17 protein-coding genes and 1 pseudogene are annotated in these 14,571 nt (G+C 63.9%); 8 read left to right on the top strand and 10 right to left on the bottom strand.

From position 1 onward, the window contains the following. Positions 1-58 precede the first annotated feature (58 nt). The gene (locus AC1DW2_RS40430) at positions 59-1,165 is read right to left on the bottom strand and encodes an efflux RND transporter periplasmic adaptor subunit (protein WP_477008826.1); all 1,107 of its coding nucleotides are present in this window, start codon (positions 1,163-1,165) and stop codon (positions 59-61) included. A 179-nt stretch (positions 1,166-1,344) separates the two neighbouring features. Here AC1DW2_RS40430 and AC1DW2_RS40425 point away from each other — a divergent pair, with 179 nt between their 5' ends. Beyond that, the gene (locus AC1DW2_RS40425; protein ID WP_063985199.1) at positions 1,345-1,566 is read left to right on the top strand and encodes an antitoxin MazE family protein; all 222 of its coding nucleotides are present in this window, start codon (positions 1,345-1,347) and stop codon (positions 1,564-1,566) included. Beyond that, entirely contained in the window at positions 1,563-1,916 is a 354-nt protein-coding gene (locus tag AC1DW2_RS40420) for a type II toxin-antitoxin system PemK/MazF family toxin (RefSeq protein ID WP_063985200.1), read from the top strand. The genes AC1DW2_RS40425 and AC1DW2_RS40420 overlap by 4 nt, the downstream gene beginning before the upstream one ends. 100 nt (positions 1,917-2,016) lie before the next feature. On the opposite strand, the gene AC1DW2_RS40415 is transcribed toward AC1DW2_RS40420, so the two are convergent. Next, entirely contained in the window at positions 2,017-3,348 is a 1,332-nt protein-coding gene (locus AC1DW2_RS40415) for an MFS transporter (protein ID WP_477008825.1), read from the bottom strand. 80 nt (positions 3,349-3,428) lie between these two features. Between AC1DW2_RS40415 and AC1DW2_RS40410 the strand changes: the two genes are divergently transcribed. Beyond that, positions 3,429-3,857, top strand: a complete 429-nt coding sequence (locus AC1DW2_RS40410; RefSeq protein ID WP_477008824.1) for a ribosomal maturation YjgA family protein — start codon at positions 3,429-3,431, stop codon at positions 3,855-3,857. Positions 3,858-3,980: 123 nt separating this feature from the next. On the opposite strand, the gene AC1DW2_RS40405 is transcribed toward AC1DW2_RS40410, so the two are convergent. The 3 genes and pseudogenes from AC1DW2_RS40405 to AC1DW2_RS40395 all read right to left on the bottom strand — a co-directional run bounded on the left by AC1DW2_RS40405 (position 3,981) and on the right by AC1DW2_RS40395 (position 7,277). Further along, positions 3,981-5,144, bottom strand: a complete 1,164-nt coding sequence (locus AC1DW2_RS40405; protein WP_477008823.1) for a winged helix-turn-helix domain-containing protein — start codon at positions 5,142-5,144, stop codon at positions 3,981-3,983. Positions 5,145-5,377: 233 nt separating this feature from the next. Then, complete coding sequence (locus AC1DW2_RS40400; RefSeq protein WP_477008822.1) at positions 5,378-5,623, bottom strand: hypothetical protein; 246 nt, start codon at positions 5,621-5,623, stop codon at positions 5,378-5,380. A gap of 251 nt (positions 5,624-5,874) precedes the next feature. Next, positions 5,875-7,277, bottom strand: a pseudogene (locus tag AC1DW2_RS40395) (caspase family protein). 462 nt (positions 7,278-7,739) lie between these two features. On the opposite strand from AC1DW2_RS40395, the gene AC1DW2_RS40390 reads away from it, so the two are divergent. After that, positions 7,740-8,381 (top strand): OmpA family protein, encoded by a 642-nt coding sequence (locus AC1DW2_RS40390; protein ID WP_063985205.1) that lies wholly within the window; start codon positions 7,740-7,742, stop codon positions 8,379-8,381. 73 nt (positions 8,382-8,454) lie between these two features. Here the strand turns inward: AC1DW2_RS40390 and AC1DW2_RS40385 are convergent, their stop codons facing one another. Beyond that, positions 8,455-9,885: a phospholipid carrier-dependent glycosyltransferase gene (locus tag AC1DW2_RS40385; protein ID WP_477008821.1), complete on the bottom strand. Its 1,431-nt coding sequence runs from the start codon at positions 9,883-9,885 to the stop codon at positions 8,455-8,457. Between the two features lie 51 nt (positions 9,886-9,936). On the opposite strand from AC1DW2_RS40385, the gene AC1DW2_RS40380 reads away from it, so the two are divergent. Next, positions 9,937-10,638, top strand: coding sequence for a FecR family protein (locus AC1DW2_RS40380; protein ID WP_477008820.1), 702 nt, complete (start codon positions 9,937-9,939; stop codon positions 10,636-10,638). 2 nt (positions 10,639-10,640) lie between these two features. Continuing rightward, the gene (locus tag AC1DW2_RS40375) at positions 10,641-11,798 is read left to right on the top strand and encodes a hypothetical protein (protein WP_477008819.1); all 1,158 of its coding nucleotides are present in this window, start codon (positions 10,641-10,643) and stop codon (positions 11,796-11,798) included. A gap of 153 nt (positions 11,799-11,951) precedes the next feature. Here AC1DW2_RS40375 and AC1DW2_RS40370 read toward each other — a convergent pair whose 3' ends face one another. The 3 genes from AC1DW2_RS40370 to AC1DW2_RS40360 all read right to left on the bottom strand — a co-directional run bounded on the left by AC1DW2_RS40370 (position 11,952) and on the right by AC1DW2_RS40360 (position 13,556). After that, positions 11,952-12,440, bottom strand: coding sequence for a VOC family protein (locus AC1DW2_RS40370; RefSeq protein ID WP_071916231.1), 489 nt, complete (start codon positions 12,438-12,440; stop codon positions 11,952-11,954). 43 nt (positions 12,441-12,483) lie between these two features. Then, positions 12,484-12,912: a VOC family protein gene (locus AC1DW2_RS40365; RefSeq protein ID WP_477008818.1), complete on the bottom strand. Its 429-nt coding sequence runs from the start codon at positions 12,910-12,912 to the stop codon at positions 12,484-12,486. A gap of 131 nt (positions 12,913-13,043) precedes the next feature. After that, positions 13,044-13,556, bottom strand: a complete 513-nt coding sequence (locus AC1DW2_RS40360) for a cupin domain-containing protein (RefSeq protein ID WP_028148584.1) — start codon at positions 13,554-13,556, stop codon at positions 13,044-13,046. Between the two features lie 128 nt (positions 13,557-13,684). Here AC1DW2_RS40360 and AC1DW2_RS40355 point away from each other — a divergent pair, with 128 nt between their 5' ends. Continuing rightward, a complete protein-coding gene (locus AC1DW2_RS40355) occupies positions 13,685-13,903 on the top strand; it encodes a CsbD family protein (protein WP_028148583.1) in 219 nt (72 codons plus the stop codon). 164 nt (positions 13,904-14,067) lie between these two features. Here AC1DW2_RS40355 and AC1DW2_RS40350 read toward each other — a convergent pair whose 3' ends face one another. Then, positions 14,068-14,466 (bottom strand): FKBP-type peptidyl-prolyl cis-trans isomerase, encoded by a 399-nt coding sequence (locus AC1DW2_RS40350; RefSeq protein WP_354113368.1) that lies wholly within the window; start codon positions 14,464-14,466, stop codon positions 14,068-14,070. Between AC1DW2_RS40350 and AC1DW2_RS40345 the strand changes: the two genes are divergently transcribed. After that, entirely contained in the window at positions 14,414-14,566 is a 153-nt protein-coding gene (locus AC1DW2_RS40345; protein WP_224517873.1) for a hypothetical protein, read from the top strand. The genes AC1DW2_RS40350 and AC1DW2_RS40345 overlap by 53 nt on opposite strands. The last annotated feature ends 5 nt before the right edge of the window (positions 14,567-14,571 follow it).

The raw sequence follows: 14,571 nt of genomic DNA, 5'->3' as shown, positions 1-14,571 counted from the left end.
TTCAGCCCCGGCATTTGCGCTTGGGCCGAAACTCACCTCACACGACGTGACTCGTAAACTAGAAGGACAGTGACGAGACGATCCGCACCCGCTGGCCCGGATCGAGCTTCTGCACGCCGAGCGCTACGATCTTGGCGCCCTCTTCGACACCGCTGGTGATGATGACGTCGTTGCTCTCGTAGGACTTCACCACGACCGGCTTGAGCGTGACGGCGCCATTGTCGTCGACGACGTAGAAGGAGGGCTTGCCGCCTTCGTTGAACAGCGCCGACAGCGGCAGCCGCGCGACGCGCTCCGTCGCGGCATCCGACAGCGTCAGCGTCGCGGTCATGCCGAGCGAAACCTTGTCGTCGGCCTCGGGCAGCGAGAACTTTGCAAGATAGGTGCGCGTCGACGGATCGGCCGTCGGCGCGATCTCGCGCAGCTTGGCCGCATATTTCTTGTCCGGCTCCGACCAAAGAGTGACGCTGGCGGCGCCCGACTTGGCACGTCCGACCAGCGTCTCAGGGATCGCGACGACCGCTTCCTTCTCGGCAAAGCGGGCGACACGGATCGAAGTCTGGCCTGCGGCAACCACCTGGCCGGGCTCGATCAGCGTTGCGGTGACGACGCCACGGGCGTCGGCGTTGAGCGTCGCGTAGGAAAGAGAATTCTTGGTCAGCTCGACCGAGCGCACGGCTCGGTCCAGACGCGCGCGGGCCTCATCGGCGGCGGCGCGGCTCGAATCCATCGCCGCATCCGTAGTCCAGCCCTTGGCCTTCAGATCCTTGGCGCGCTGCTCGGCCGCGGCGGCCTGGGCCAGCACGCCGGTCGCAGCGGTCTGCTCGGCGACGGACTGTTCAGCCTGGAGCTTCAGATCGACCTCGTCGAGGGTCGCGAGCGGCTGGCCGATTTCGACGGTCTGGCCGACCTCGACCAGGCGCTTGGCAACCTTGCCGGCCACGCGGAAACCGAGATCGCTCTCGATCCGGGGCCTGACGGTGCCGACGAAGCTGCGCTCCGGCGTCTCGGCATCATAATGGGCGGTCGCGACCAGAACCGGCCGGGGCGGCTCGGCCTTTTCAGCGACGGTGTCATTGCACCCGGCCAGCGCCGCGGCCATCAGGGCCAGCGAGACACCCGCCAAGAGCTTGGAATAGCAGGACAAAACTGACCGAACGAACATCGGAGGACACTCCCGCGACTGCAATGAGAGGAATGTCGACTAATCACTGATAAAAGTCAATAATCGTCAGTCATCAGGAAAGCGTGATCGTTAAGGGGTGGTAAGGATTGGTGAGCCTTGTGCCGCTGGCAACGCGCACCATTTCTTGATAGGGTTACATGTAACCAACGGAAATACATATGAGCCCTTCAAAGCCCAAGCCGTCTCGTATGAAGGTGCAGGCCCACCGCGATCGATTGCGTGCACAAGGCCTGCGGCCGATCCAGATCTGGGTGCCGGATATCCGCTCGCCCTCCTTCCAATCGGAAGCCCATCGCCAATCGCTTGCGGTCGCAACGAGCTCACATGAATCCGAAGACCAAGGCTTCATTGATGCCGTATCCGATTGGACCGATGAATGAAGCGAGGTGAGGTCTGGACGGTGGCAGGCGGCAAGGACTATGCGGGCAAGCCGCGCCCCGTCGTCATCGTGCAGGACGACAGCTTTGACGCGACGAACTCCATCACTGTCTGCGCCTTCACGACCGACGAAACCGAGGCGCCACTTTTCCGGCTCAAGGTCGAGCCGAACGACGGCAACGGCCTTCGAGCTCCGTCTCGACTTATGGTCGACAAGATTACTACAGTGCCAAAAGCCAAGGTAGGAACGTTAGTGGGACGCCTAGACGATGACGACCTGCTGCGTCTCAATCGCGCTATTCTGGTGTTTCTCGGACTGGCTGGTTCGCAGAGAAGCGCCAGTGCAGATTAGCCCGGATGGAGCGCAGCTCAATCCGGGGCCTGCAGGCTGTAGCACGAGCAGTCCCGATTTCGCTTCGCTCTATCCGGGCTACGCAGCGGTGAGTGCTGCTCTACCGCCCCTGCCCGGCGAACTCGTGCTTGCTCTCGTGGCCGCCGACAAAAACCAAAATGCCGGCGATCAGGGGCAGGACGGCCAGCACCAGCAAGCCGGTCGAGGTCTGGCCGGTGGCTTCCTTGACCCAGCCGATCAGGTAGGGACCGCCGAAGCCGGCGAGATTGCCGATCGAGTTGATCAGCGCGATGGCGCCGGCCGCCGCCGTGCCGGAGAGCCAGGCGGTCGGCAGCGTCCAGAACACGCCGAAGCAGCAGAACACGCCGATCGCCGCGACGGTGAGCACCACCATCGTCATGGTGGGATCGGTGAGATAGGAGGAGGCGGCAAGCGCGACGGCCGTGAGTAACAGCGGCGCGCCGACATGCATGACGCGCTCACGCGTCGCATCGGAATGCCGCGCCCACAGGATCATGGCGATGGTGCCGAACAGATACGGGATCGCGGTGACGAAGCCGGTCTGGGCGTTGGTGAGGCCGAACGCCTTAACGATCTGCGGCAGCCAGAACTGCATGCCATAGAGCGCGCCGACGAAGCCGAAATAGACCAGGCTCAGCATGATCACCTTCGGCGACGACAGCGCTTCGCCGAGCGACAGATGCTTCACCGCCTGCTTGGCCGCGATTTCCGAATCGAGCCTGGACTTGAGCCAGGCCTTCTGATCGGCCGAGAGCCAGTCCGCCTTCTCCGGCTTGTCGGTGAGATAGAACCAGGTGACGATGCCCAGCAGCACCGAGGGGACGCCCTCGATGATGAACAGCCACTGCCAGCCCTTCAGCCCCATCGCGCCGTCGAGCCCGAGCAGCAGGCCCGAGACCGGCGCGCCGATCACGGTGGAGACCGGCACGGCGATGGCGAAGGCGGCGAGGAAGCGGGCGCGATACTCGGCCGGGTACCAGTAGGTGAGATAGAGGATGATGCCGGGGAAGAAGCCGGCCTCGGCGACGCCAAGCAGGAAGCGCAGGACGTAGAAGCTCGTCACGCCGCTGACCAGCGCCATCAGCGCCGAGATGATGCCCCAGGTCACCATGATGCGGGCGATCCAGCGGCTCGCGCCGAACTTCTCCAGCGCCAGATTGCTGGGCACCTCGAAAATGAAATAGCCGATGAAGAAGATGCCGGCGCCCCAGGAGAAGATCAGCGGCGTGAACTTCAGCTCCGCGTTCATGGTCAGCGCGGCGAAGCCGAGATTGACGCGGTCGAGATAGGAGAAGAAGTAGGCCAGCACCAGGAACGGAATCAGGCGCCAGGAGATGGCGCGGATCGTCGAGGTCTCGATTCCCGACTTGGCTGAGCCGGCGGAACCGGCATAGGTCGTGGTCTGGCTCATGGCTTCCCCCCGGGGTTGTTGCTTTTATGGGCTGATCCGGGGTTTTCAGCATCGCCGCGAAAGAGTCAATGGAGCAAGCAATGCACGGGGCGCAGCCGGATAAACCTGTTGCGCTGCGACGGAGGTCGCTGACCCGCGCCGCCCTTGCGCTGGTCGTGATCGCCTGCGGGCTGTCCTTGCGCTGGTACGGCTTTCCGCTCGACCTTCCCGCCTTCGTCGTGAAGTATGGCGGCTCGCTGCTGTGGGCGACGATGGTGTTTCTGCTGGTCGGGGTGTTGCTGCCGGGGATATCACGGAGCCGACTTGCAGCCATCGCCGTGGCGATCGCGATCGCCGTCGAGTTCTCCCGGCTGGTGCATGCGCCCTGGCTCGATGCGTTTCGGCTCACCACCGCGGGCGCGCTGCTGTTAGGACGGATCTTCTCGCTGTGGAATCTGGTGGCCTATGCGGTCGGGATTGCGTTCGGCGTTTGGATTGACGGTCTTGTAGGGTGGGCAAAGGCGCGTTAGCGCCGTTTCCACCATTTTCCTTCGCGGACCACGATGGTGGGCACGCTTCCGCCTTCGCTCTTCGAGCTACGGCGGACAAGTCGCTTTGCCCACCCTACGAGACCGACGCCGAGTGGCCGGCCTTCACTCCGCGAGCTGAAACCGCTCGAAGCGATCGAGCTCCTCCTCGATCACGCGCTTCAGCTCCTTGCGCCCCGCCGTCTTCTTCCCCTGCCCAACCCAGGTCCATTTCTGCATCAACAGCTTTTTCGCCTGCCTATCGGTCTTGAGGTCAAGCGCCGCGACGATCTCGTCGCCCACCAGCACGGGCAACGCGAAATAGCCGAGCTTGCGCTTGGCCTTCGGCAGATAGGCTTCGAACAGGTGGTTGTAGCCGAAGAACAGATTGGTGCGCTTGCGCTGGATGATCAGGGGATCGAACGGCGAGAGGATGTGAACGAGATCGGGCGCAGCGCCCTTACCCGGCTCCAGCGCCGCAGGCGTGGCCCAATGCTCCTGCTTGCCGGCGCCTTCGATCGCAACGGGCACGAGCTCGCCGCGGCGGACGCGCGAGGCGACCAGCTGAGCGATCGCCTTCTTGCTCGGCGCATCGAGGTGGCAGATCGAATCCAGGCTGACCACGCCCTGCGACCGCAGCGCGCGGTCGAGCAGATAGGCCGTGATGTCTCTCGCCGACGCCGGCTTCGGCAGCTTGTCCCAGCCGAAGTGCCGCGTCATCAGCTCATAGGTCTTGAGCATGCCCTGGCGCGCGCTGACGGTCGCGACGCCGGTGTAGAAGGCGAGTTGTAGCGCGCGCTTCGAGGGTTTTCGGCTCTGCCAGAGATGCTCCTTCTCGGTGAGCACGTCGTCCTCGATGTCGCGGATCGTCAGCGGACCGGCACGCAGGAGCCGCATCACCTTGCGCGTATCGGCCGGCTTGACCGAGGCGTACCATTTGTGCCCCTCGCGCCGGTGCTCGCGCATCGCCGGCAGGAAGAAGCGAAAATCGTTCGCCGGCACATAGGACAGCGCATGGGTCCAGTATTCGAACACGCTCCTGTCGACGCTCTGGGCCTGGCGCAGATCGGCACGCCGGTAGGACGGGATGCGGCTGAACAGGATGTGGTGGTGGCTGCGCTCGATCACGTTGATGGTGTCGATCTGCACATAACCGAGATGGTCGATCGCATCCGCCACCGCGCGCGCGCCCTCGCCGAACGGCGCGCGCTCGTCCAGCCGCTGGGCATGCAGCCAGATCTGCCGGGCCTGTGTCGCGGGGATCGGAAAGGGTTTGGGCGCGCGTGACATTGCAGGAGGCAATGTAGCCGGATTCGCGCCAGGAAAAAGAGAGACGCCAAAGAAGCTATCTCAAGAAAAAGCCGCGCTGCCAACTGCTGACAGCGCGGCCGAACCGTGCGCGCCTCGCGCCTTACTTCATCGACATGGCCTTCTGCGCCTTCATTTAATGCATGCAGGCGCTCTTCATCTTGCCGTTGCTCGCAACGGTGTTGGCCATGGCTGCGCTGCGAGGGTGAAAGGCCTCAATTGCCGTTCTTTTGCACCTTGGGCCGGTCACCGAGGCTGCCGGTGGCAACGTCAGGCTCGCAGGACGCTTTGCCACGCCCCTCCGCCTGGCAGCGATAGACGCTGCCGGTGAGGCGGTCGACCAGCCACATGTTCTCGTCGTTCGGACCGTCGAGGCCGACGTAACGGCTGCTCAGCCCGGTGATCAGCGTGGACAGCAGGATCGCCACCGCGATCATCGCCGCACCGATATAGATGGGCATTGAGCTCAGAAAGACTGTCCGATCCGGCGGGCCGCCACGATAGAACTGGTAATCACTCGGCCTGGGCACTGGACTGAACTCGGCTCCCTTCCTCGGCGGTTATTGGACGCGGAGTCCTGCTAGGCGCCCAACTGGCCGAATTCTTGTTCGCACGCAGGCCATCACGCGACGGCTTTGCGACGATCGGTGAGCAAGGGTTTCCGGAACAAATTGGCGGCCCGAGCCGGGCCGCCTGTTGCTTGCCTGCCGGCTCAGCGGCGGCCGAACAACCCGCCCATCATACCGCCGAACAGACCGCCGGGGCCGCCTGGCGGACCGGCACCGCCACCGCCGTAATGGCGCCGGCCGCCGCCGCCGGAGGACCGGCGACGCGCCGGCTCGTCGTCTGCCTGTTCGGAGGAGGCCGCGCGGGTCGAGACAATCTCCGACAGCAGGGCCTTGTGCTGGAGCTTGTTGAGGTAACCAGTCGCAGGATAGCCACGGGCAGCCTGCCACCGCCTCATCACGGAACGGGTCTCATCGTCGAACTTGCCCGTCGCCTTGACGTCGAAGCCGAGCCCGGTGAGGCGGCGCTGCACGTCGCGGCGCTGGTTCTTGTCCAGACCGATCTGGTCTTCAGACACCCGGTTGGCTTCTTCCGTAAAGGTCGCGGGATCGATCCCGGCCGAGAGGTTGCGGGTGGTGATGGATGGACCATCCTGCAACGCCGCGATGCGGGCGAGCGCGATCGACTTGAACGTGCCATTGGGATAGCTGGTGAGATAGGCGTTGAGCTCCTCGACCTTGTTGGAGTCCCTGATCGAGCGCCAGAACTCGAGCTCGACGTCGGAGCCTTGCTTGCTCGCGGCCGACACCGGTGCGTTCGACGGATCGGTCGTGGCCGCAGCCGGCACGCCAACGGGATTGAGATAGACGTTGCCCGTCAGGTTGGTGTGCCCCCAGGGCAATTGCCCCTTGCTGGTCTCGTCACTGACCTGGGCGCGGACCTTGGTCATCTCTCGATCCCGGGCTGGGCAATGTTGGCGACGAGCGCGCGTGTGAACGGGCTGTTGGTGCCGGCCTCGCCGTCGAGTGCGGTCTGACCGGGGCCGGTGGCAAAGGCAATCAGCGTGCCCTCGCCCGACTTCATCTCGGCAAGACCGGTCTGGACGTTGACGGAGCGGGTGGCCTTGGCCGAGCGGATCTTTGCCGCGAACGGATTGTCGCGGCAGGCGTCGAGGAACACGAGCTTCACCTTCGCGTCCGACATGGTCTGATCGAGCGTGAGGTCGACATTGATCGCCGCGCCCAGCTTGACGTCCATCTCGGATTTCAGGTCGGCGTCGACCGGCAACAGGTAGTTGACGCCGTTCACGGCGATCCCGTGACCGGCATAGAAGAACACCGCGACATCGGCGCCTTCGCTCTTCTTGCCGAACTCCAGGAGCTTCGCGGTCATGGCATCGCGGGTGAGGTTGGCGCCCTCGACGACGTCGAAGCCGACATTGCGCAGCACCCTGGCCATCGCCTTGGAATCGATCGCGGGGTTGGGAAGCTGCGGGACGTTCTTGTAGGCGGCGTTGCCGACCACGAAGGCGACGCGCTTGTCCGCGAAGGCCGCGTTGCCGCTGACGAGAAATACTGCGATTGAAATTGCTGCGATCAAGAAGCGCATGATCATTCTCCCCTGATCCAAACTTCCTCGCTGCTCTCGGTTCGACCTGAGCCAATCCGATGAGAGCAATCTGATCCAGTTCACAACGACGCACTGTGATCTGGATCACTCGGGGATTTCTGCTGCTCGAACCGAGCTGAGAGTCGCTGCGACGGTCGCTTTTCGGGCTGCTGACGCAGCCGGCAATACGGCTGGTGACGAACAATGGCCGAAAGATTGTACCTGCGCGGGCTGCGAGTCCAGCCGGTTCAGCAATCCGCTGTCGATACCGAATGAGACAGCGCCCGGTGGCAGGGCACCGCCGCTGGCCCGACACGCCATGGATGCCGATCGGCGCCGGCGCTAGGATGCGCGGGTCATTTCGGCCATCTGGAATGTGACACGCATCACATCGAGGCTGTTGAACCTTCCCTACGCTCGCAACATCAAATCGCCATCAGGCGTAACAGCGAGGATACGATAATGACCCGTTTTGATAAGTTTTTTGGACTGAAGGCGATTACCCTCACGGCCGCGCTGTCGATGACGGCCGGCCTGGCTTTCGCCGGCGATAACGTCTCCGCCAACCAGATTCTGGATGCGCTGAAGCCGAAGCCGGCGACCCGCGGCCTGTCCGTCGGTCCGCAGGCCGATCCGACCGCGCAGGCCAAGGAAGCGACGTTCCTGAACACGGTGCGCAACCGCTCGACCCGGTCGCTCTCGATGGGCGAGCGCGAGCAAATCGCCGAGCTCGCCGCCACCAAGCCGAAGATCGATCTTGAGATCCAGTTCGACTACAACTCGGCCGACATCGCCAAGACGTCGGTGCCGTCAGTGCAGGCGCTCGGCAAGGCGCTGTCCGATCCTTCGCTGAAGGGCTCGACCTTCGTGGTCGCCGGCCACACCGATGCGATCGGCGGCGAGGAGTACAATCAAGGCCTCTCCGAACGGCGCGCCGACACCATCAAGAAGTACCTGGTGCAGAACTATGGTCTCAACGGCACAGAGCTCGTCACCGTCGGCTATGGCAAGACCAAGCTGAAGGACACCGCCAATGGCGCCGACCCGATCAACCGCCGCGTCCAGGTCGTCAACATGGAAGCCAAGACGACGGCGTCCAAGTGAAATTGTCCAAGTGAAATTCAAGTCATCGCCGCGTGAAACACGCCGCCTGCCACGATCGTGACAGGCGGCGAATTCAAATCCAGCTCTGGAACAGCATCAACCGGTTGAACGTCTGCATGGACGTGCCGATGAAGGCCGCCGAGATCGGCAGCATCACCGCAAAGCCGATCGCCGCGACCCCGACATAGGCCCACAGCAGCCAGCGCGGCAGCCCCTCTCGTCGCAGCACATAGACCAGCGCGAGCGACGCCACGGTTGCGGCCGGCAGATAATAGTAGAGGAAGCCGAGCGTGCGTGGCAGCAAAGCCCAGGCGAGCCAGGAGCCGAAATAGAACGTCGCGATCAGGAACGCATCCCAGCGGCGAGCGACGATGAAGTCGCGCAGCACGACGGCGAGCGCGAGCAGCGCCGGCCACGCGACCAGCGGATTGCCGAGGAAGACGATCGCGGAGACATTGTTCTCCGAGGTCTTGTCGAACAGGAACCACACCGGGCGCGCGAGCAGCGGCCAGGATGGCCACGCGCTCATATAGGTATGGCCGGCGATCGCGGTCGTGGTGTTGTCGGCGAATATCCAGCGCTGCGCCTCGATCAGATCCGGCAGCGACGCTCCGTAGAGCGGCACGAAAGCGGCAAGATATGTCAGCGCCGGCAGCACGGCGAAGCAGAGCGCGACGTGCTGCACGCGAAGATCGGGCCAGAGATCGGGCCGATACCAGTCGCTCGGCTTCGCGTCGGCGAACAGCGTGCGCCAGCCCTGCATCAGCCGGATCACCGCAACCACAACGATGCAGATGCCGAGCGGAAACAGGCCGCTCCATTTGCAAGCCGCGGCAAGGCCAAACAAGGCGCCCGCGAGCGCGAACAACGCATGCGGGCGCTCTCTTCGAAAGCCGTGCATGAAGGCGGCAATCGCGAGCAGGCCGAATCCGAGCGCGTAAATGTCGAGCATGGCGATGCGCGCCTGCACGTAAAGCATCTGGTTGAAGCCCGCGATCGCCGCGGCGGCGATCGCGGGCCCTTGCGCGGAGAACAGCGCGAGCCCGCACAGATAGATCGCGACGATCGCGAGCGCGCCGAACAAGGTCGACGGATAGCGCCAGCCCAGCGCATTGTCGCCGAAGGCTGCGATCGATGCCGCGATCAGCTCCTTGGCCAGCGGCGGATGCATCGGGTTGAGCATCGGTTGCGATAGCGTGGGTGCCAGCATCTGCCGTGCCGCCGGCACGTAATGCACCTCGTCGAAGACGAACTTCTCCGGCGCCGTCAGGCCGATCAGCAGCGCGAGATGCGCGACCAGGAAAATCGCGACAGCGATCACTGCGCTCTGCGACACCTTCGGAACCGCGGGCAATTCGAACGGCTGCTGTGGGGCTATTTTGCGTGGCAAATCTGCTTCACCGCGGAGAAAAACAAAGACGGCACTTTTCATTGAACGCATTCTGCCGCAACTGTCACTAAGCATAACGCACGTCCAGCGCCGCTTGTGATAATTTCGCCACATCAGAAGCGCGCGCGATCCGGTACGATCAGGGACATATCGATCGGTTGCGAAATGAATTTGCGTTTCTGGCTTTTCCCCACTCTGTTGTCGGCACTCGTCTGCGCGACGCCTTGCGCGCAGGCACAGACGCGCGTCGGCGAAGCCGTCGTGATCCAGAACGACGTGGTGCGCGTGGCCACGACCACGACGCCGATCAGTGTCGGCGACAGCATGTTGCGCGACGAGACCGTGCGCACCGGTGCCGACAGCGCCGCGCGCTTCGTCATGGCCGACAGCACCAACCTCTCGCTGGGCCCGAGCGCCACGCTGAAGCTCGACCGCACCGTCTTCAACGACGAGCACAGCTATCGCGACGTCGCGATCCGCATGACCACAGGCGCATTCCGTTTCGTCACCGGACATTCGGAAAAGACCGCCTACAAAATCACGACACCGCTCGCGACCATCGGTGTGCGTGGCACCACGCTCGACATCCTCTCCCAGCGCGGCCGCTCCGTCGTCGTGCTTCAGGACGGCGCCGCCAGCGTCTGCACGACGAGCTCCCAGTGCGTGCAGCTCACCCAGCCCGGCGACACCGCAATCATCACCTCGGCCGGCGGCAAGGTCAGCATCACCAAGACCAACACGCCGCCCTGGACCTTTGCCGCCAACTGCGCCGCAAGCGCCGGGCTGTGCTCGGTCAACCAGTATGCGGACGCCTCGCCGACCATCACGCCTGCCGTCCACGACGACGGCATGCTGTGCGGGCGGTGATGATGGCGAAACTCGACGTCAGACGCCTCGTCCTCGCCGCCGCGCTGACCGCAACCGCTGCGTTTGCGTTCTTCGCGTTCAATGCGCGACCGGCGGCAGCGCAGGCGGCTTGCGAGTCCGGATGCGGTGGGCCGGCGCCCTTACCGTCGCCGACCTATTCACCGTCGCCGTCGCCGACACCCACACCGACCCCCTCGCCTTCGCCAAGCCCCTATCCGTCGTCCTCGCCGAGCCCGTATCCACCGCCTCCACCTTCGGGCCCGACCGGCGCGGACTCCAGCGGCAATTCGATCGGCGGCCTCGCCAACCATCGCTTCAACCAGATGATCACCAACCGGGTGCTCGGCACGGTGCTGCTCGGCGTCAACGAGCAGGTCAATTGCAGCGACTGCATCAGCGCATTCGGCTCCGCCGGCTCGTTCTCGGCCGGCATTCACGGCCGCAAGGAGCTGACCAACAACCTGTCGCTGCTCGCCGGCATCGCCTACACGCAATACAGCGAGGGCGGCTACAATATCACCAGCGCGCCGATCGGCGCCTTCGCTCTGCGCTATGACTTCACCGACTGGGGCTCGTCGCGCCCGTTCTTCGACGTCGGCACCATCCTGACGCCGTGGGAGAAGGCGCGCTACACCCGCAGCTACAACACCAGCCTCGGGCCGGTGAGCGTCACGGGCTCGACCAACGCGTCGAACTACGCCGTCTATGGCCGGGCCGGCTGGATGAGCCGCGTGTCCCCGCGCGACGAATTCGCGGCCTCGATCGAAGTCTGGCAGCTCTGGCAGCGCGTCTCCGGTTATTCGGACAGCGCCGTGGCGTTCAATCCGTTCGACGCCACCATTGCGACCGGCACCGACCGCACCAGCCTGGTCAAGATCGGCGGCCAGTGGACGCACCTCTTCGGCAGCAACATCGAGACCAACATCAATGGCGGCTGGGTGCAGTCCTTCGCCAGCCATGGCGGCATAGTCGCCACCGTGACCGGCGACGGCCTGGTGGTGCCGACGATGGGCAACCAAGGTTGGTTCGAATATGGCGGCCGCCTCGGCTTCCGCGTGCAGAAGGGCTGGATCGTCGACCTGTTCGCCAACGGCACGCTGGGCCCGCAGCCGGTGGGGAACACCATCCATGGCGGCGTGGGGCTGCGGATTAATTACTAGGGCGGACCTCGCCCCAAATTCCGCTGTCATGCCCCGCGAAGGCGGGGCATCCAGTACGCCGCGGCCTATCGATTGACCACTAGCGTCTCGGAGTACTGGATCGCCCGATCAAGTCCGGCGATGACAGTGAATATGTGGCTAGAGCATGCCACCTCACGCTGCCGACTTGCCCTCGAACGCGCGACGCAGCACTTCCACATCGAGCTTGACCATCTTCATCATGGCTTGCATCGCGCGCGCAGCCGCGGCCTTGTCTGGGCTCGACAGGAATTCGAACATCACCTTCGGCACCACCTGCCAGGATACGCCCCAGCGATCGCTGATCCAGCCGCACTGCTGCTCCTTGCCGCCATGAGCAAGGAACGCGCTCCAGACGCTGTCGACCTGAGCCTGGTCGTCGCAATGGATCATCAGGGAGATTGCGTGGGTATATTCCACCTTCATGCCGCCGTTGAGCGCGACCAGGGGCTGCCCGGCCACCGTGAACTCGACGACGAGCACGGAGCCTGTCTTGCCGGACGGGCCGTCCGAAACGTTGCGCTGGACGTGCGTGATTTCCGAGTTCGGAACGAGCGACACGTAGAACTTCGCGGCTTCCTCGGCATCGCCGTTGAACCACATGCAGGGCACGAGCTTGGACATCGTGAATGCTCCTCTTGGGATGGTCGATGTTCGTTGGCTTCGGTCAGGCGTTCGCCATGTCGGACTGCGCGGCGAAGGCTGCCATGTCCATCCAGTTCACGCCCCACATATGACCATCCGGATCCTCGAAGCTGCGGCCGTACATGAAGCTGTACTCATCCTTCGGGCTGGGATCGGCCACCCCGCCCGCGGCCTCGGCCTTGCCGACGATATGGTCGACCTCGTCGCGGCTGTCGGCCGACAGGCAGAGCAGCACCTGGTTCGAGGTCTTGGCATCCGCGATCGGCTTCGGCGTGAACTTGCGGAATTTGTCGTGGGTTAGGAGCATGGCGAAGATGGTCTCGGAGAAGACCATGCAGCTCGCCGTCTCGTCGCTGAATTGCGGGTTCCTGACCGCACCGACCGCCTCGTAAAAGGCCGTCGCGCGCTTGAGGTCGGTCACCGGCAGATTGACGAAGATCATTTTGGGCATCGGAGGCTCCTTGGGCGGGGTTCTGCCCAAGGACGGATGGCCCAGCAGTCATCCGACACGGCTTCCGGATATTTTTTGAAGGCTGTGCCCTGCGTGGTTCTGTCGCACAGAACCAGCAGGCTTTCAGGCCCTTACTTCTTCTCGTTGGGATCCCGGTGCACGGGGTCGATCCACAGCACGGTCTCGGGCTTCTCGACCGGCTCGATGTCGAGGTTGATCGCGACCGCCTCGCCGTCGCTGCGCACCAGCACGCATTCCAGCACCTCGTCCCGGCTGGCGTTGATCTCCTGATGCGGCACGTAAGGCGGGACGAAGATGAAATCGCCGGGGCCGGCCTCCGCCGTGAATTGCAGGCTCTCGCCCCAGCGCATCCGCGCCTTGCCCTTCACCACGTAGATGACGCTTTCGAGATGGCCGTGGTGATGCGCACCGGTCTTGGCGTCCGGCTTGATGCTGACCGTGCCCGCCCACAATTTCTGCGCGCCGACGCGCGCGAAATTGATCGCGGCCGCACGGTCCATGCCGGCCGTCGACGGCACGTTGGTATCGAGCTGATTGCCGGGAATGACGCGCACGCCGTCATGTTTCCAGCGATCGTCATGATCGTGGTCATGGTGGGAATGCGTGTGGTCATGGCCGGTCATGGGACTTGCTTTCTGTTGGTTCCGTGCGCGGCAAGCTAACCAAAGCGGGCCTATCAAGCCATACCCAAAATCGGAACTCTCGTAGTCGGCAGGCGTTGTTTTCGCGAGCCAACTGGAAGGAGAGTTTCATGGGTAGCACGAGCGACAAGATCAAGGGCACCGCCAACGAGGCCATCGGCAAGGCCAAGCAGGGCATCGGTGAAGCCACCGGTTCCGATCGCCTGAAGGGCGAAGGCGTGGTCCAGGAAGTGAAGGGCAAGGGCCAACAGGCCATGGGCGACGCCAAGGACGCCGCGAAGGAAGCAATCGATCGCGCCGCGGCTGCGGCAAAGCGCGCGGCGGAGTGACGCGCGTCAATCTGAAAGTGAAAAGACCGGCCGCGAGGCCGGTCTTTTTGTTTTGCGCTGATCTCTATCCGTCATGGCCGGGCCTGTCCCAGCCATCCACGTCTTGGCTGCACGAAGGAAAGAACGTGGATGCCCGGGACAAGCCCGGGCATGACGACGTAGGTTCACTTCACCGCGAGCAATTCCACGTCGAACATCAATGTCGCGTTCGGCGGGATCACGCCACCGGCGCCGCGGGCGCCGTAGCCGAGCTGCGGTGGGATGATCAGCGTGCGCTTGCCGCCAACCTTCATCGTGGCAACGCCCTCGTCCCAGCCGGCGATGACACGGCCCTTGCCGATCGGAAACTCGAACGGCTCGTTACGGTCGACCGACGAGTCGAATTTCTTGCCCTTCTGGCCGTTCTCGTAGAGCCAGCCGGTGTAGTGCATCACGCAGATCTGGCCGGGTTTCGGCGAGGCACCGGTGCCGACAACGTTATCAATGGTCTGCAAGCCTGAAGCTGTGGTCATGGGTTTTCCTGCGGTCTGGGCCGAGGCCGTGGTGGAAACGAATGTCGACACGCTGCCGATCACGGTGATCGCAAGTGCCGACATGATGGCGAGGAGTGCGCGCTGGAAACGCTGCATAAGAGACCTTCCGTTTGAGGCGGAAGGTGTCTAGCGCAA

The organism is Bradyrhizobium sp. P3_C3 (assembly GCF_056402655.1).
Note: the sequence above shows the minus strand (reverse complement) of the source record. Positions and strands in the feature narration are given on the sequence as shown.